The organism is Aestuariimicrobium sp. G57, assembly GCF_050110855.1.
In the GTDB taxonomy this organism is placed as follows: Bacteria; Actinomycetota; Actinomycetes; order Propionibacteriales; family Propionibacteriaceae; genus Aestuariimicrobium.
In genome coordinates this window covers 324,066-340,797 of the sequence record NZ_JBNINW010000004.1, presented here as the reverse complement: position 1 = coordinate 340,797, position 16,732 = coordinate 324,066, and the positions used below count along the sequence as shown (strand labels likewise).

Genomic DNA, 16,732 nt, shown 5'->3' with positions numbered 1-16,732 from the left:
GCGGAACCCCGACTCAGCGCTGTCACTCACTCGAGCCGTCAACCGGGTGCCGAGGGCTGGAATAACCACACCAGCCAGGATCTTTCAGGCTCAACTACCTTAACAGGTGGGGCGCCAACCGCTGCCGCACCCTGGTCGCGCCCTCCCTGGCCAGCGTGGCCGAGAGCCCGACGTTGTGGGCAGGGTCGAGGAGTTCGACCAACCGGGCGGCATCGAGGTGGGCACCGACTCGTTCGTCCGCGGCCAACAAGGCCGGAAAGTCGCCCGCGGTCTCGGCCGCCCGCATCGCCACGTCATAGACGATGGCATGGGCCTGGTCGCGCCCCACGAACTCGGCAAGGGCGAGCATCACCTGTTCCGACCCGATCATTCCGCCCGAGAGACCCAGATTGGCCCGCATCCGGTCCGGGAACACCTCGAGCCCCGCGATGATCGTCAGCACCCGCACCAGCAGGTCGCCCATCCAGATGCAGGAACGTTCCACCACGCTGTCGACGAGTGCGGTCGCGTAGCCGTCCGCCTCGCCCGGATGGATGAGCGCCGCCACCGCGCTCGGGGCCAACGCCCGGATGTCAGCGGACAGTTCGAGCACATCATTGGCGAGCTTGGGATTGCGCTTGTGCGGCATGGTCGAACTGCCCACTGAGCCACGCCCAATGGGCTCTGCCACCTCGCCGAACTCGGTCTGCATCATCGACTCGACATCGCTGGCGATCCGGGCAAGTGCCGCCGACAGCAACCCGAGGTCGCCCGCATAGGCCACGAGCGGGTCGACCAGCACCCTGGACGGCACGGCCATGCTGGTCAGCTGCAGCCGGGCGGCCATCAGTTGCTGCACGTCAGGTCCGCGGGCGCCCAGCGAGCCGTAGCTGCCCACCGCGCCGCCGATCATCACCCGCAAGCACGTCGCCAGCGTCTGGTCGCACCGGTCCCTGGCCCACCACACCTCGTCGATCCAGGTCGCGACCTTGAGCCCGAAGGTGATCGGCACGGCGTGTTGACCGTGGGTCCGCCCGGCCATGCACATGTCGGCGGTCCGCTCGGCGAGATCGGCCAGTGCCAGCAGGGTGGCATCGACCAGGTCGGACAGGATGCCGTGTGCCCGTCGCAACAGCAGGGAGTTGCCGGTCTGCATGATGTTCTGGCTGGTGGCGCCCCAGTGCACCCAGCCACCATGTGGCTGGCCGACCACCCGGACGAACTCCTCGAGCATCGGCACCAGGGGATGGGCCTGCACCGCCATTGCGGCGCGCATGCGGTCCATGTCGAGCAGGTTGACCCTGGCCGCTGCCGCAATGGCGTCTGCCGCCTCGCGCGGCACCAAACCGAGGTCTGCCTGCGCCAGCGCGAGCGCCGCCTCGACGTCGAGCCATGCCTGCCAGCGCGGGCTGGCACCGAAGACGGCACGCACCCCCGGGTCCTGCAGGGCAAAGTCGGTGAAACGAGGCGGCGTGCTGCGGGCATCGGCGATGCTCGGACGCGAGGGCGTGCTCATGCCGCACCCCCCGCGGCGACTGGCGCCGGATCAACCGGCGTCAGCCCACCACGCCGGCTGCGTCTGCCCGCCTGCAAGCGGCTGGACACGACGAGCACCACGAAGATCAACAGGATCTGCAACGACCCGTATGCGGCTGCGGTGCCGAACTGCGACCCGTAGATCATCTGGTAGATGGCCACCGACATGGGCGCGAACCCGGCGGGGTAGACGATGACGGAGGCCACGTACTCACCCACACCATCGACGAACGCCAGCAGTGCCCCGGCGATGAGTCCCTTGGCCACCAGCGGCAACACCACGGTGACCAGAGCCCTCACCGGCGAGGCCCCGAGCGACTGGGCCGCCTCGTTGACCGACGGGTCCAGCTGTTCGATTGATGCCGAGGCGTTGCGGAAGACCAGGGGTACGTAGCGGACGAAGTACGCGACGGGCAGGATCACGATCGACCCGACCAGTACCAGGCCCAGGTTCCATGGGGTCGGTGCGGCAAATGCGGTGACGAGGTTGACACCGATGACGGTGCCGGGCAGTGCCCAGGGCAGCATGATGGCCATGTCCATCAGCGACTTGCCGCGGAACGGCCAGCGGGCGATCACCCACGCGGCGGCACCGCCGACCACGACCGCGGCCAGGGTCGCGATGAGGCTGGTCTGCAGCGAGACATTCACGGGCAGGAACAGGTCGGGCTGGCTGAAGATGTCCAGGTAGTTCTGCACGGTGAACTGGTCGGGCAGGATCTGCGTCGTCCATGTGCCGTCGACCGAGAACGAGACCAGGAAGATCACCACGATCGGGGCGAGCAGCACCAGGCTCAGCAGCGTGCTGCCCACCGCCGCGAGCAACGCCGCCGCACCCTTCGCCTGCGCCCGGTGGGACTGGACCCCCTTCGACAGGCTGCGATGCACCCGCCTGCCCTGGTACCAGCGCATGACGAACAAGAAGATGATCGAGACCACTCCAAGCACCGTCGACTGCGCCGCAGCGAGTGAGTAGTCACCGCTGGTGCGCGTCGCCACGATCTGCAGCGTCAGCGTCTGCACGTTGTACAACTGCGGCGCGGTGAACGACGCCATGGCGGTCATGAACGTGATCAGCGCACCGGCCACCAGCGACGGCGTCAGCATCGGCAGCAAGACGTCGCGCCACATCTTCCAGCGGGGGGCGCCGAGGCTGGCCGCAGCCTCTTCGATCGACGGGTCCAACGAGGCCAACCCGGACGAGACCGCCATGTAGAAGTACGGGTACTGGGTGAACGCATGCACCAGCAACACACCGGCGACACCATTGAAGGCCACCGAGCTCGGCGCAATGCCGAGTTGGCCCAGTGCCCGCGGGATGATCCCCGAGGTGCTGAACAGCAGCACGAAGGCGATCGTACCGATCAGGGGCGGCAGCGCCAGCGGCAGCACCGCGAAGACCTCGAGCCAGCGCCTGCCCGGGAAGTCGAACCGGTTGAGCAGCACGGCCAGCGCCGTACCGATCAAACCGGCGAACAGCACGCTCAGCAACGAGATGCCCACCGACAGCAGCAGTGCCTGCTGCGTGGCGCCGTCGAGGAAATCACCGTAGTTGGTCGAGAGCCCGTCGCCACCGGCGGATTCCACCGCCGTCAGGACCATGGGCAGGACGACGAAGAAGGTGATGACCAGGAAGGTGGGGATGGCGAGCAGGACGATGAACCGGTCCGAGGACGTCTTCTGCCTCATTCCGGGATCACCCACCCGGCCCGCGGCAACGTCACCACATGCACCGACTCATCGACGGCGACGTCCAGGCGTGGGGTCGAAACCATCATGTCGACACCGCCGACGTCGACCCGTGCCAGTGCACTGGCGCCCAGGTATTCAACCGCCTTGACGACCCCGGCGAACTGGCCCTCGGTCTCACCGACCAGCGCCAACGCCTCGGGGCGCAATGAAACGTTGACAGCCTGACCGGTTTGCAGGGCGTGGTCGGGGTGGCGCCGGGCCCCGATCGAGGTGCCGGCCAGTGTCACCACCGCGTGGTCGTCACCCACATGTGCCACGGTCATCGGCACCACATTGCTGCGCCCGATGAACCGCGCCACGTACGGCGTCGCCGGCTGGGCATAGACCTGCTTCGGCGAACCGACCTGGTGGGCCCTGCCATCGGCGAGCACGGCGATCCGGTCGCTCATCGACATGGCCTCGGCCTGGTCGTGGGTGACGTAGACGGCCGTCGCCCCGGCCCCTCGCTGCGTGGCCCTGATCTCGGCGCGCGTCTCTTCACGCAGCTTCGCGTCGAGGTTCGACAGGGGCTCGTCGAGCAGCAGCACCGTCGGCTCGATGACGATCGCCCGCGCCAGGGCAACCCGCTGCTGCTGGCCACCGGACAACTGGTCGATCCGCCGGTCACCGTAGCCGGTCAGGTCGACGGTCTTCAGCGCCTTGTCGATGCGACGGTGTCGATCCGGCTTGTCGACGTTGCGCAGGCGAAGTCCGTAACCGACGTTCTCGGCGACAGTCATATGGGGGAACAGGGCGTAGTTCTGGAAGACCATGCCGATGCCCCGCTTGTGCGGCGGCAGGTTGGTGACGTCCTTGTCCCCGAAGAGGATGCGCCCCCGGGTGGGGGCAAGGAAGCCTGCGATCATGCGCAGCAGCGTCGACTTGCCGCACCCCGAGGGTCCGAGCAGGGTGAAGAACTCCCCCTCGGCCACCGCGAGGTCGACAGCCACCGTCGTGCGCGACGACCCGGGGTAGGTCTTGCTGATCTGGTGCAGCGACACAGAGGTCATGGTTCAGCCCTGATTCTTGATGTTGCTGACCCAGTACGTGGTCCACTCCTTCTCTTTGGCGGCCAGTACAGTCCGGTCGACCGGCAACTCCTTGACCTCGATCCTGCTGAGCCACTCCGGTTTGCTGGCAATCTCGCGGGTGGGGATCTGGAACGCGTTCTCTGCCAGCCATGTCTGCATCCCGTCCGACAGCACGAAGGTGGCGAAGTCAACGGCACCCTGCTCGTTCCGGCCCCCCTTGACGCGGGCGATACCGTCCAGGTTCAGGCAGGCTCCCGATGCCGGCACCTTGATGCTGAAGGGCGCGCCGCCCTTGGCCTGCGTCAGGGTGTCCTGGTGGTTCCACAGGCTGAGCGGGGCTTCCTGACGGGTCAGGCGCAGGTACAACTGCTCGGGGTTGGCGGCGTAGTCGACGGTGTTGGCATCGAACTTCCTGAGGAAGTCATACCCGGCATCCGGCAACTTGTCGGTCTTGTAATACTGGTAGATGATCGAGCTGTAAATACCGCGCATCGTTCCCGAGGCGGCCACATCGCGGATGATGAACTTGTTCTTGTATCGCGGGTCGATGAGGTCTGCCCAGTCATTGGGCACCTCGGCCTCTTTGATCATGTCGTGGTTGTAGATGAAGAGCTGTAGTTGCTGCATCTCGGCGAGCCACAGCTTGTCCTCACCGTGGAACTTGTCGGGGACCAGACCGGTGACCGCCTCAGGGAAAGCGGCGACCAGGTCGTCCTTGACCGCGGCGCCGAAGATCGACGGGGTGCCGCCCCACCAGACGTCGGCCTGCGGATTGGCCTTTTCCGCACGAATGCGGTCGGCCACCTCGGCGGCACCGAGCGTCAACAGTTGCACATCGTACTGCGTGTGGGCCCTCTTGAACTCGGCGATGACATGGTCAGTGATCGCCTTGGGTCGCGGCGAATAGATGGTGAGTTTTGTGGCGGTCTGGTCCCCCGCGGACTGGAGCCCGCAACCCGCCAGGCCCAGCCCCGTGACGACACTGCCGGCGAGAAAACCTCGGCGGCCCAGCTGTGATCCCATCGATGTCTGCATGACAGCACCTCCTTGAGCTGTGACGTGGTGGATCGATCCACCATCGTCATCAGACCACGCCGGCAACTCCACTGTCAAGGGCTGCCGCCAACCGGTGCGTGGCCCCCGCCCGGGCGTGCGACGGTGTCGCCAGGCATCGTCGTCGCTAGGCATCGTCGTGGACGCCACACGACTCGCCCACGACCAGCGTCGGGACCGGCCGGGTCGACTGGACCGGAAACCCCTGTTCGAGTCCTTCGACCAGCGACTGCGCCGCCGCGCGCCCCAGTTCGCCGGCGTTGCTCGCGGCAGTGGTCAGCCTCGGCACCACATACCCGCTGACCGCGATCCCGTCGAAGCTCACCACCCGGGTGGCGCCGGTCATGCCTGCGTCATGCAGTGCACGGTGCAGCCCCACCGCCACCAGGTCGCCATGGCAGAGGATGCCGTCGGGCAGCGGCCCGCCCGACGCCAGCAGTTCCTGCCCCGCAGCGAACCCGCCCGCCGCGGTGGGCAGACATACCTGCTCGGCGAACTCGATCGACTCGTGGCTCGCCGCGATCGCCTCGTGCACCCCCGCAATCCGGTCCTCCCGTGTGTTGATCCGCGGCCGCCCGCCCAGGTAGAGCAGGCGACGGCAGCCATGCCCGATGAGGTGTTCACCCACCAGTCGGCCACCGGCCACATTGTCCGGGCCTGCATAGGCAATCCCGTCGCCCCGCACGTACCGCACGAGGAACAACAGCGGGATGCCCCAGGATCGCAGTTCGTCGAGGTGGGCCGAGGTCGTCCCCGTCGCCGGCACCAGGGCGACGGCTGCCACCTGGTATTCCCGCAGGGTGCGGATGGCCCGTTGTTGCAGGTCGAGCTGGTCACGTGTCGAGATGACCAGCAGCGTGTAACCGCGATCGGTGAGCGTCGTCTCCAGCCCCACAAGCAATTCACCGAAATGGGGGCGATCGATGTTGGTGACAATCACGCCAATTGTGCGTGAGACCTGTCGGCGCAGCTGGGCGGCAGCCTGGTGGTAGACGTATCCGAGCTCATCCATGGCAGCCAGCACGCGCTGCCGCGTCGCCTGCGAAACACGGCCCTGCCCGGTAACCACATTTGATGCGGTGGCGCGGGATACGCCAGCCCGTTGGGCAACATCCAGCAAGGTCACGCGGCCAGCCATGGCGCACAATCTAGCGCAGCGTGTTCACGCTGCGCAGCCCATTCACATCGCGCAGCACATTCATCACTGCGCCGACGGCGGCGGCGACGGTGGCACCACCAGTGTCAGCGCCAGCAATGCCGCCCCGGCCACCAGCAGCAGCACGGTGTCGAACCACCTGGCGCGCAGCGCCAGCAGCCCCGCCCGTCGGCTGGGCAGCACCATGCGCAACAACCCCGCGAGGACGACGGCGCTGCCGAATGCGAACGCCCCACGACGCCAGTGGCCGGTGGCCATCACCACGCAGGATGCGCCCATGGCCACCAGCACCAGCAGCAGCGGCCACTGGTTGCGCAGCCGCCCGACCCACAGCCCCAGCCCGCCCCGCCGCGGCGCCCTGCTGGGCGCCGGCTCAGGCACGTCGAGCGGGGCCAGGTCACTCATCAGCGCAGGCCGGCCAACTGTTCGGCGCGGTCGACGACATTGCTGAGCAGCATGGCACGCGTCATGGGCCCGACACCGCCGGGGTTCGGCGTCACCCAGCCGGCCACATCCCAGACATCCGGGGCCAGGTCACCCACGGTCTTGCCGTCGACACGGCTCACCCCGACGTCGACCAGCACTGCCCCGGGCTTGACCATGTCGGCGGTGACCATGTGCGGCACGCCTGCCGCCGCCACCACGATGTCCGCGCGCCGGGTGTGCTCGGCGACATCCCTGGTGCCGGTGTGGCACAGGGTGACCGTCGCATTCTCTGAACGGCGGGTCAGCATCAGGCCCAGCGGGCGGCCCACGGTGATACCGCGGCCGACCACGACCACCTCGGCACCCTTCCACTCGATGCCGTGGCGACGCACCAGTTCGATGATGCCGCGCGGGGTGCACGGCAGGGCTGCGGGTTCGTTCAGCACCAGCTTGCCCAGCGAGATCGGGTGCAGGCCGTCGGCGTCCTTGTCGGGGTCGACGGCCGCCAGTGCCGCGAACTCGTCCAGGTGCTTCGGCAGCGGCAACTGCACGATGTAGCCGGTGACGGCGTCATCCTCGTTGAGCCGGCGCAATGCCTCGTCCACCTGCTGCTGCGAGGCGTCGGCGGGCAGTTCGACCCGGATCGAGGCGATGCCCACTTCTTCACAGTCGCGGTGCTTCATGGCGACGTAACGCTGGCTGGCGGGGTCCTCGCCGACGAGCACGGTGGCCAATCCCGGCACGATCCCCTTGGCGGCCAGGGCCTGCACACGGGTGGTCAGCTCGTCCTTGATCGCGGCGTGGACGGCCTTGCCGTCGAGCTTCTGTGCGGTCATCTCAGCACCTCTGTTCTGCGTACTGTTCTGGTGGGGCATCAGTGGAAGAAGTGGCGCGTGCCGGTGAAGTACATCGTCACCCCGGCCGCCTTGGCCGCCTCGATGGTTTCGTTGTCGCGCACCGAGCCTCCGGGCTGGACGATGGCCTTCACGCCCGCGCCGATCAGGATCTGCGGGCCGTCCGAGAACGGGAAGAACGCATCGGAGGCGGCGACGGATCCGGCGGCCCGCTCCCCCGCACGCTCGACGGCAAGCTTGCACGAGTCGACCCGGTTGACCTGGCCCATGCCGACACCGACCGATGCCTGCCCGGAGGCCAGCAGGATCGCGTTCGACTTCACCGCACGGCAGGCGCGCCAGGCGAACTCGAGGTCAGCCAGCGTCGCCTCGTCCGCGGCGTCGCCGCTGACCAGCTGCCAGTTCGCGGGGTTGTCGCCCTCGGCGTCGATGCGGTCGGGGGCCTGCAACAACGCCCCGCCCGAGATGGGGTGCAGCTGGGCGCCGGGATGGGTGTACGGCGGTGCCACCAGGATGCGGATGTTCTTCTTGGCCGTCAGCACCTCGACCGCGCCGTCGTCATAGGCCGGGGCGATGATCACCTCGGTGAAGATGTCGGCCACCTGTTCGGCCATCGCGAGGCTCACGGGACGGTTCGTGGCGATCACGCCCCCGAACGCCGAGACCGGGTCGCAGGCGTGGGCCTTGCGGTGCGCTTCGGCGATGTCGTCACCGGACGCGATGCCACAGGGATTCGCGTGCTTGATGATGGCGACCGTCGGCTCGGTGAAGTCGTAGGCGGCACGGTAGGCGGCGTCGCCGTCGGTGTAGTTGTTGTAGCTCATCGCCTTGCCGTGCAGCTGCTCGGCCTGGGTGATGCCGGGAGCGCCGAACCCCTGGCTGTACAGCGCGGCGGGTTGGTGGCTGTTCTCGCCATAGCGCAGGGCACCGACCTTGTTCCACGAGGCCCCGACCCACGCCGGGAACCCGTCGCCGCCCGAACTGTCGGTGAGCACGCTGCCCATCCAGCTGGCGACGGCGATGTCATAGGTGGCGGTGTGCATGAACGCTGCTGCAGCGAGCTGCTGCCGTTCGGCGAGGGTGTATCCGCCCTCGGCCAGGGCCCGGACGAGGCCGGGGTACTGGTCGGGGCTGGTGACGATGGCCACCGACGGGTGGTTCTTGGCCGCGGCGCGCACCATCGAGGGGCCGCCGATGTCGATCTGCTCAATGCACTCGTCAGCCGTGGCGCCCGAGGCCACCGTCTCGGTGAACGGGTACAGGTTCGACACCACCAGGTCGAAGGGGGCGACGTCGAGTTCGACCAGCTGTGCCCGGTGCGATTCGAGGCGACGGTCGGCCAGAATGCCCGCGTGGATCTTCGGGTGCAACGTCTTGACCCGACCGTCGAGGCACTCGGGGAACCCGGTGACCTGCTCGACAGGGATGACGGGCACGCCGGACTCGGCCAGCTTCTTGGCGGTCGAGCCGGTGGAGACGACCTCGACACCGGCCGCGACCAGCGCCCTGGCCAGCTCGTCGAGCCCCTGCTTGTCATAGACCGAGACCAGGGCCCTCTTGATGGGCTGGGTGTCATTCATGGTTGTCTCCCTCTGCAGTACTGGGGTCTGAGTTGCTGGGCTCTGGGTTGGCGGGCGCCGTCGCGCCGGCCTGTGCGAGCTCGTCGACAGTGCGGCACAGCAGCAGCCGCTCGACGACCTTGATGCGTTCGTGCAGGCTCTCGGCGGTGTCGGTGGCTGCCACGTCGACGGCGCCCTGCGCGAGGATCTGCCCGGTGTCGACGCCGTCGTCGACCATGAACACGGTGGCGCCGGTGACCTTGACGCCGTGTGCGAGTGCATCGCGGGCGCCGTGCATGCCGGGGAAGGATGGCAGCAGCGCCGGGTGGGTGTTGATGGTGCGGCCACCGAACTGCGCCAGGAACTTCGCCCCCAGCAGCTTCATGAACCCGGCGCTGACCACGAGGTCGGGTCGGTGGGCGGCAACACGGTCGGTGAGCTCGTCATCCCATACGGCCCGGTCGGCGCCTTTGGCGAGGGGCAACGCGAAGGTGGGCAGGCCCAGGTCGCGGGCGCGGTCGAGCCCGGCGCATTCGCGATCGGCACCCACGGCGACGATCTCGATGTCGTCACGCCCCTTGAGGTGTTCGGCCAGGGCAGCGAACAGGGTGCCCGATCCCGACAGCAGCACAAGGACGCGGTAAGTCACGCCCACACCCTACTCGCGCTCGATGCGGTTGGTGGGCAGGAAGTCGTCGGAGGAGACCTCGCGGGTGGGCTCGTCAGCGCCCGGATTGTGGGCCCCGGGCCCGGCCCCATCGCCCTCGTCCTTCTTTCGCACGGGACGCAACAGCCCCATGACCGCACCCGTGAAGACGCCGGCGATACCGAGCAGCGTGGGCGCCTGCACGAACAGGGCTGTCGGGCGCACGCCCACCGCGACGAGTCGCTGCTCGCCCAGGGCTCCGGACGACAACAGGCCCAGGGCCACGAGCACGAGCCCGGCCACGACGCCGACCAGCCCGCCGACCAGTGCGGTCTCGTCGAACCGCGCCCGTGGACGCGAACGCAGCACCACGATGGCACCGACTGCACCGGCGACAAGGCCAGAGACCAGCCAGGCCAGCTGTGCCGCTGACCCCGGCCCGGTCTCGGGGATGGCCCCGAGCACCGGGATGGTCGGCAGCAGCCCCACCTGGTTCTGGGCCGGGCTGACGATCGACCCGACCCCGACCTGGAAGCCTGCCCCCAATGCCCACGACGTGCACCACACGAGCAGGTTCGGCAGCCAGGCCAACTGCACCAGTACGAGCAGCACGGTGCCGAGGGTGTCGGGTTGCAGCGACTCGTGCAGGGCGATGATGCGCGACCGTTCGCCCACCAGGCCCCAGACCAGCACGATGCCGCCGGTGATCAGCATCACGAGCACGCTGGCCAGCACGGCAGCGGGCACGGGGCGCAGCCAGCGCGGCCAGTCCTCGGTGATGCGCCACTGGAACGCGCGGGAGGCGCCGATGAGCCCGGCGACGGCACCGATGGCTGCTGCGCCGACCAGCACGCGGGCCGACTGCTCGGTCGTGGCGATGAAGAAGCTCGGCACGAGCACGGCCACGACATGGGCGGCGGCGAACAGGCCGGCCGTGCGCAGGGCGAGGCTGCCGCGCTGGTGGTTGTTGAGCTGTTCGGGTGCCGCCAGCCGGGCCTGCCCCGCGGCGTAACCCGCCAGGCTGGCCGCGAGCACGAGGTTGGCCAGCACCATGCCGAGCGGGGGCATGGTGATGTGCAGGCCGGCGATGGTGGCGCCGCCGAAATAGCCCATCAGCCAGGCCGCCGTGCCGCTCGACATCACGGCGGTGAAGTCGAGTTCAGGGGTGGCGAGCCAGCCCAGCGCGAACAGGCCGACCACGACCACCCAGGTGATGGCCACGGCCACCAGCGCGGCCCCGGCGGCCGCCAGCCACCAGGGCAGCCACGGCTCCGGTCGGGACGGCTGCTGTTCGCGCGTGGCGTCGCCATCGACCACCACGGCCACGTCGGCGCGGTCCCGGCGGCGTCGTGATCGTGCCACTGAGTGTTCCTCTCGCTGTGTTGACAGGGTGGACGGGACGTCCTTGGTAAACTGAAGGTTGCATCCACGGGCAACAGCCCCGGATGACCCCTGCTGTCAACCGCGAAGGATTCCCGTGAGCGACGAACGCCCCGAGGCACCCAGGCGAGCCCGCCGGGCTGCCGAGGATGACGCACGCGACTCGGCCGTCCCCGACGATACCCCAGCCGAAGCATCAACCCCGGGACGCCCCGGCGGGCGGTTCATGAGCGCCCCCGGGCCTGTTGCTGACGACGTTCCCCAGCCCGAGGACACCCAGCCCGACGCCGAGGCGACCGGGCCCGTGCCGGTCGCCGCGCCCGGGCACGCAGCCTTCATGCGCCCCGGCAGCGCCACCACGGCAGCGACGGCCCAGACACCCGCCGAGCCCGCAGAGCCCAGCGGCATGCCCGCGTTCGTCGCCCCGGGGTCAGCACCTGAGGAGCCCGACGCCGCGCCGGTCCCCGACGAGCAGCCCGCGGTCGCCCAACCCGTCGCGGCGCCGGCCCCTGTGCCCGCAGGTGCCGCGGACGAGGACCAGCCCGACGAGTTGACCACCCGCGCCGCCCGCAACCCATGGCCCACCCGGCTGCTGGTGGGCGTCGTCGTGCTTGCCCTGGGCGGCGGTGCCGCGTGGTTGGCCGTGCGGCAGTTCAGCAAGGACGCCCGCACGGTCACGGTGACGCAGACCCCCAGTTCGTCGGCCACGCCCAGCAGGCCGGACGCCATCAGTGACGCGTCGTTGGTGGGCACCTCCGAGGCTGCCGCAGCGCTGGGTGGGGGTGCCTGGACGATCAGCGAGACCCTCAGCGATGTGCAGCCGACCTCACCGCAGGTCACCTGCATGACCAACCCCCAGGGGTTGCCGAACGCCCAGATCACCCGCCAGCGCGTGCTGACGTCCAGCCAGACGGCCGGCCTGGGTGCGCTGCAGCGCATCGACGCCTATGCCACCGAGGCCGACGCCACGCAGGCCTATTCGGTGCGACTGGCGAGGCTGAGTGCCTGTGATGACGTGCCGGCCCACCTCGAGAGTGCCGCCTCGATCAGCGGGCTTGCCGACCAGTCGTTCTCGATGGTCATCGCCTACCAGGACCCGACGGTGCAGTACCGCACCGTCGTGATCAGCCGCACCGGCACCGCGGTCTCGATGATGGACGTGACCCAGCCCAAGCAACCGGTCGAGCCTGCGAAGGTGGCCGCGGCGGTGGTCGAGTCTTCCAAGCGGCTCGCCACCAGCGCCGACGGCACTGCCCCGGCGACGCTGGCGGTGCGCGCCGAGGTGGTGCCCCCCACCCCGATCTTCGGCTGGTTGGCACAGTCCGACATCCCCCGGATCACCGCCGGCCAGGGCATTTGGAACTCCACCCAGGTCGCCCAGGTGACCACCAAGGGCAGCCAGTGCGAGAACGTGACCCTGGCCTCGGTGACCGGGCCCACCGGGCGCGAGCAGCGGTCGTACCTGCTCGAGCAGGACTCTGCTGCCCCCGAGGCGTTCGGCGTCGACCAGGTGCGGTTCGCCTTCAAGGACGATGCCGGCGCGAAGGCGTTCGCCGAGACGCTGTACAAGAACATCGCCAGCTGTGGTGACCGCCTGGCCACGGCGAAGATCTCGGGTAACCGGCCGCTGTCGATCACCGGCCAGGACCGTCAGGTCGTGACCGGTCGCGTCTTCACCGTGACCCAGGCAACGAGTGAGAACAGCGAGGTCTACTTCCGGGTGGCCGTGGTCGTCTCGGGCAATCGGGTCAGCTACCTCGTGTCGAACACCCGCAAGAACTTCGACTTCACCGACGATTCGTGGCTGCTGCTCGCCGCCCGGTCGGGCCAGCGGGTCACGCAGAGCCGCTGAACCCGTGCCGCTGACCCCGTGCCGCTGAACCCGTGCCGGGTGCGGGTCAGCGGGCGGACGCCCCCAGCGACTGCATGACCTCGCGCATGAGCCGGGCCGCGTCCGAGGGGGTGCTGCCCACCTGCACGCCGGCAGCCTCGAGCGCCTGCTTCTTGGCGGCAGCCGTGCCTGCCGAGCCGCTGACGATGGCACCCGCGTGGCCCATCGTCTTGCCCTCGGGGGCGGTGAAACCGGCGACGTAGCCGACGACCGGCTTGGTCACGTGCTCACGGAGGTAGTCGGCAGCCCGTTCCTCGGCGTCACCGCCGATCTCACCGATCATCACGATGGCATCGGTCTCGGGGTCGTCCTGGAACAGCTGCAGGCAGTCGATGTGGGTGGTGCCCACGATCGGGTCACCGCCGATGCCGACCGCCGTCGAGAACCCGAAGTCCCGCAGCTCGTACATCATCTGGTAGGTCAGGGTGCCCGACTTCGAGACCAGGCCGATGCGGCCTGGACCGGCGATGTTGGCGGGAATGATGCCCGCGTTCGACTTGCCGGGTGAGATCAGCCCGGGGCAATTGGGGCCGATCAGCCGCGAGTTCGACTCGGCGACCTCGGCGTAGAACTCGGCGGTGTCCCCCACCGGGACGCCCTCGGTGATGCAGACGATCAGCTCGACGCCGGCGCGCGTCGCCTCGAGGACGGCCGACCTGGTGTGCGCTGCCGGCACGAAGATGACGGACACGTTGGCACCGGTCTCTTCGACCGCCTCGGCCACTGAGCCGAACACGGGCACCGGGTCTTCTTCGAAGAGCACCGACTGGCCGCCCTTGCCGGGCGTCACGCCACCCACGATGCGGCTGCCCGACATGATCATGCGCTGGGTGTGCTTGCGCCCCTCAGAGCCGGTCATGCCCTGGACGATGATCTTTGACTTGCTGTTCAGCAGGATCGACATGTGCTCAGGCCTCCGTGGTCGTGGCGGCCAGTTCGGCGGCCTTGCGGGCTGCGGCGTCCATGGTGTCGACCACGGTCACCAGCGGGTGGTTGAACTCGTTGAGGATCTCGCGGCCAATCTCGACGGCGTTGCCGTCGAGGCGGACGACCAGCGGCTTGGCGGCCTTCTCGCCCAGCATGTGCATGGCAGCCACGATGCCGTTGGCGACCTCGTTGCAGGCGGTGATGCCGCCGAAGACATTGACGAACACCGACTTCACCTGCGGGTCGGACAGGATGATCTCGAGGCCGTTGGCCATCACCTGCGCCGAGGCGCCGCCACCGATGTCCAGGAAGTTCGCCGGCTTCGGCTCACCGGGCAGGTCTGCGCCGGCGGCTGCCACGACGTCGAGGGTGCTCATCACCAGACCGGCACCGTTGCCGATGATGCCCACGGACCCGTCGAGCTTGACATAGTTGAGGCCCTTGTCCTGTGCCCGCTTCTCGAGCGGGTCACCGGCGTCGACGTCGTCGAACACGGAATGGTCGGGGTGGCGGAAGCGGGCGTTGTCATCAAGGGTGACCTTGCCGTCCAGCGCGATGATGTCGCCCTGCCTGGTCTTCACCAGCGGGTTCACCTCGACCAGGGTGGCGTCCTGGTCGACGAACAGACGGCCCAGCACGCCCAGCACGCGGGCCACGCGGCGGCGGTCGTCCTCGGCGAACCCGGCCTCTTCGACGATGCGGTCGGCGGTGTCCCAGTCGATGCCGGTGCGCGGGTCGACCGGCACCTTGGCCAGGGCCTCGGGGCGCTCGACGGCCAGCGTCTCGATGTCCATGCCGCCCTCGACCGAGCACATCGCCAGGTAGTTGCGGTTCGCCCGGTCGAGCAGCAGCGAGAAGTAGTACTCCTGCTCGATGTCGGCACCCTCGGCGATCATGACCTTTTCGACCTTGTGACCGCGGATGTCCATACCAAGAATTTCTTCAGCCTTCTCAGCCGCTTCCTGAGGGCTGCGGGCCAGCTTCACGCCGCCTGCCTTGCCTCGTCCACCGGTCTTGACCTGTGCCTTGACCACCACCACCGGGCTGCCGAGCCTCTCGGCGGCGGCACGCGCCTCGTCGGGGGTCGTGGCGACCAAGCTCCTCAGCACGGGAACGCCGTGCCGTTCGAAGAGGTCCCGGGCCTGGTACTCGAAGAGGTCCACCTGGGGTCCGTCCTTCATGTTGTCGTCGTTGAACCGACGACGACACTACTCCCCCACAGCCGCAGCCGCCGCGGCTCTCGAAGTCCGCCGTCCACGTGGCACCCCCGTTTTTGAATCGTTCCTGAGAATTGCTAAGGTTTGATCCGTGAGTCGGGGTTGTCCCCGACAGACCCCCATCCTGATCGAGGAGAGCTGTGCAGGACACATTCGCGCGACTGGCGCTTCGCCGCGCCTTCGCGAAGACGACCGCCGCCACCCCGGTCACCGATTTTGAGGACAGTGGTCACGCGTCGAAGGTGGTGCGCCCCACGCTGGTGGCGCTGGTCATCGGCTCGCTCGGCCTGCTGGGTGCCGGCGGTGTGGTGATGGCGGCTGCGGCCACCAGCACCGAACAGGCGCAGAGCTCGATCGTGCAGGACAAGGGCAACCCTGACAACAGCAAGGCCGAGCCGCAGAACCTGAAGCTCGATGCGAACCAGAAGGCCGCCGCCGAGGGCGAGGCCAAGGCCAGCAACGACACCACCGGCGGCCTGTTCGGCACCCGCGTCACCACCCCGAACCGCAACGGCGTCCGCTCCGAGCTGAGCAAGACGCTGGCGAACTCGAAGGGTGCTGCCCGCCAGAAGTCGCTGCAGGAGAGCGACAAGAACGTGTCCGCAGCCCAGGCCGCCTCAGAGGCCGCCGAGCGCGAGCGCCTGATGAACGCCGATGTCGCCAAGGTCAAGGCCGAGGCGAAGCGCATCGAGGAAGAGAAGAAGAAGGCCGCCGAGCTGCTCAAGCAGTTGCAGGCGCAGGCTGCCGCGAACCAGCAGGACACCAAGTCGGGCTTCAAGCTGACCCCCGAAGACCTGAAGGCCGTCAGCAGCGGTGGCTACGCGCTGCCGCTGAAGCCCGGCACCTATTCGAACGGCGCCTACTTCGGCAAGACCGGCTCGTGGGCCCGCTACCACACCGGTCAGGACTTCCCCGCCCCCATGGGCACCCCCGTCTACGCCGCCGCCTCGGGCATCGTCTCGGGCAACATGTCGGCCGCCGGCTGGGCAGGCTACAAGTACGTGACGATCAACCACGCCGATGGCTCCTCGACGCTGTACGCCCACCTGTCGGGTCGCACCGTGAGCGCCGGGCAGCCGGTCAAGGCCGGCCAGCTGATCGGCTACGTCGGTGATGAGGGCCGCAGCTTCGGAGCCCACCTGCACTTCGAGTACTACCCGGCAGGCACCATCCCCGGCGACGTCTACTCCGCCGCCGACCCGATGGCCTGGCTGCGCAGCAAGGGCCTCGGCTGAGCCCTTTCCCAACCCGCTTTCAGACCAGCGCCCGGTGCCTCGCACCGGGCGCTGTGTTGTGTCCGGGTGCGGACGAGACCTGGGCCGAGCTCGGTGACCACCCGCCGGCCC

At 68.6% G+C, this 16,732-nt stretch carries 14 protein-coding genes; 2 read left to right on the top strand and 12 right to left on the bottom strand.

Annotation, left to right across the window (positions count from 1 at the left end):
• Positions 1-94: 94 nt before the first annotated feature.
• The 10 genes from ACQCX5_RS11570 to ACQCX5_RS11525 form a co-directional block, all read right to left on the bottom strand.
• On the bottom strand, positions 95-1,495 hold the full coding sequence (locus ACQCX5_RS11570; RefSeq protein WP_434542180.1) for a lyase family protein: 1,401 nt from the start codon (positions 1,493-1,495) through the stop codon (positions 95-97).
• Entirely contained in the window at positions 1,492-3,204 is a 1,713-nt protein-coding gene (locus ACQCX5_RS11565; protein ID WP_434542179.1) for an ABC transporter permease, read from the bottom strand. The genes ACQCX5_RS11570 and ACQCX5_RS11565 overlap by 4 nt, the downstream gene beginning before the upstream one ends.
• Positions 3,201-4,256, bottom strand: a complete 1,056-nt coding sequence (locus ACQCX5_RS11560; RefSeq protein WP_434542178.1) for an ABC transporter ATP-binding protein — start codon at positions 4,254-4,256, stop codon at positions 3,201-3,203. Before ACQCX5_RS11560 ends, ACQCX5_RS11565 begins: the two co-directional genes overlap by 4 nt.
• A gap of 3 nt (positions 4,257-4,259) precedes the next feature.
• Positions 4,260-5,312, bottom strand: a complete 1,053-nt coding sequence (locus tag ACQCX5_RS11555) for an extracellular solute-binding protein (RefSeq protein ID WP_434542177.1) — start codon at positions 5,310-5,312, stop codon at positions 4,260-4,262.
• 145 nt (positions 5,313-5,457) lie between these two features.
• Complete coding sequence (locus ACQCX5_RS11550) at positions 5,458-6,468, bottom strand: LacI family DNA-binding transcriptional regulator (protein WP_434542176.1); 1,011 nt, start codon at positions 6,466-6,468, stop codon at positions 5,458-5,460.
• A gap of 63 nt (positions 6,469-6,531) precedes the next feature.
• On the bottom strand, positions 6,532-6,891 hold the full coding sequence (locus tag ACQCX5_RS11545) for a DUF3017 domain-containing protein (protein WP_434542175.1): 360 nt from the start codon (positions 6,889-6,891) through the stop codon (positions 6,532-6,534).
• Positions 6,891-7,748: a bifunctional methylenetetrahydrofolate dehydrogenase/methenyltetrahydrofolate cyclohydrolase gene (locus ACQCX5_RS11540; protein ID WP_434542174.1), complete on the bottom strand. Its 858-nt coding sequence runs from the start codon at positions 7,746-7,748 to the stop codon at positions 6,891-6,893. Before ACQCX5_RS11540 ends, ACQCX5_RS11545 begins: the two co-directional genes overlap by 1 nt.
• Before the next feature lie 38 nt (positions 7,749-7,786).
• Positions 7,787-9,346 carry a bifunctional phosphoribosylaminoimidazolecarboxamide formyltransferase/IMP cyclohydrolase gene (gene purH / locus ACQCX5_RS11535; RefSeq protein ID WP_434542173.1) on the bottom strand — a complete coding sequence of 520 codons (1,560 nt, stop codon included), beginning with the start codon at positions 9,344-9,346 and terminating at the stop codon, positions 7,787-7,789.
• Positions 9,339-9,974, bottom strand: a complete 636-nt coding sequence (purN, locus tag ACQCX5_RS11530) for a phosphoribosylglycinamide formyltransferase (protein ID WP_434542172.1) — start codon at positions 9,972-9,974, stop codon at positions 9,339-9,341. The genes purH and purN overlap by 8 nt, the downstream gene beginning before the upstream one ends.
• Before the next feature lie 9 nt (positions 9,975-9,983).
• Positions 9,984-11,333, bottom strand: a complete 1,350-nt coding sequence (locus ACQCX5_RS11525) for a cell division protein PerM (protein ID WP_434542171.1) — start codon at positions 11,331-11,333, stop codon at positions 9,984-9,986.
• Positions 11,334-11,448: 115 nt separating this feature from the next.
• Between ACQCX5_RS11525 and ACQCX5_RS11520 the strand changes: the two genes are divergently transcribed.
• Positions 11,449-13,203, top strand: coding sequence for a hypothetical protein (locus ACQCX5_RS11520; protein ID WP_434542170.1), 1,755 nt, complete (start codon positions 11,449-11,451; stop codon positions 13,201-13,203).
• Positions 13,204-13,249: 46 nt separating this feature from the next.
• On the opposite strand, the gene sucD is transcribed toward ACQCX5_RS11520, so the two are convergent.
• Both sucD and sucC read right to left on the bottom strand, forming a co-directional pair.
• The gene (sucD, locus tag ACQCX5_RS11515; RefSeq protein ID WP_434542169.1) at positions 13,250-14,146 is read right to left on the bottom strand and encodes a succinate--CoA ligase subunit alpha; all 897 of its coding nucleotides are present in this window, start codon (positions 14,144-14,146) and stop codon (positions 13,250-13,252) included.
• A 4-nt stretch (positions 14,147-14,150) separates the two neighbouring features.
• Positions 14,151-15,332, bottom strand: coding sequence for an ADP-forming succinate--CoA ligase subunit beta (gene sucC / locus ACQCX5_RS11510; RefSeq protein WP_434542213.1), 1,182 nt, complete (start codon positions 15,330-15,332; stop codon positions 14,151-14,153).
• 194 nt (positions 15,333-15,526) lie between these two features.
• On the opposite strand from sucC, the gene ACQCX5_RS11505 reads away from it, so the two are divergent.
• Positions 15,527-16,621: a M23 family metallopeptidase gene (locus tag ACQCX5_RS11505; protein ID WP_434542168.1), complete on the top strand. Its 1,095-nt coding sequence runs from the start codon at positions 15,527-15,529 to the stop codon at positions 16,619-16,621.
• Positions 16,622-16,732: the final 111 nt, after the last annotated feature.

What these genes read in the sequence shown, in the direction of transcription:
- ACQCX5_RS11570 (WP_434542180.1), bottom strand. Translation starts at nt 1,495, where the DNA reads ATGAGCACGCCCTCGCGTCCGAGCATCGCCGATGCCCGCAGCACGCCG.
- ACQCX5_RS11560 (WP_434542178.1), bottom strand. Translation starts at nt 4,256, where the DNA reads ATGACCTCTGTGTCGCTGCACCAGATCAGCAAGACCTACCCCGGGTCG.
- ACQCX5_RS11565 (WP_434542179.1), bottom strand. Translation starts at nt 3,204, where the DNA reads ATGAGGCAGAAGACGTCCTCGGACCGGTTCATCGTCCTGCTCGCCATC.
- ACQCX5_RS11550 (WP_434542176.1), bottom strand. Translation starts at nt 6,468, where the DNA reads ATGGCTGGCCGCGTGACCTTGCTGGATGTTGCCCAACGGGCTGGCGTA.
- purH (WP_434542173.1), bottom strand. Translation starts at nt 9,346, where the DNA reads ATGAATGACACCCAGCCCATCAAGAGGGCCCTGGTCTCGGTCTATGAC.
- ACQCX5_RS11545 (WP_434542175.1), bottom strand. Translation starts at nt 6,891, where the DNA reads ATGAGTGACCTGGCCCCGCTCGACGTGCCTGAGCCGGCGCCCAGCAGG.
- sucD (WP_434542169.1), bottom strand. Translation starts at nt 14,146, where the DNA reads ATGTCGATCCTGCTGAACAGCAAGTCAAAGATCATCGTCCAGGGCATG.
- ACQCX5_RS11555 (WP_434542177.1), bottom strand. Translation starts at nt 5,312, where the DNA reads ATGCAGACATCGATGGGATCACAGCTGGGCCGCCGAGGTTTTCTCGCC.
- ACQCX5_RS11540 (WP_434542174.1), bottom strand. Translation starts at nt 7,748, where the DNA reads ATGACCGCACAGAAGCTCGACGGCAAGGCCGTCCACGCCGCGATCAAG.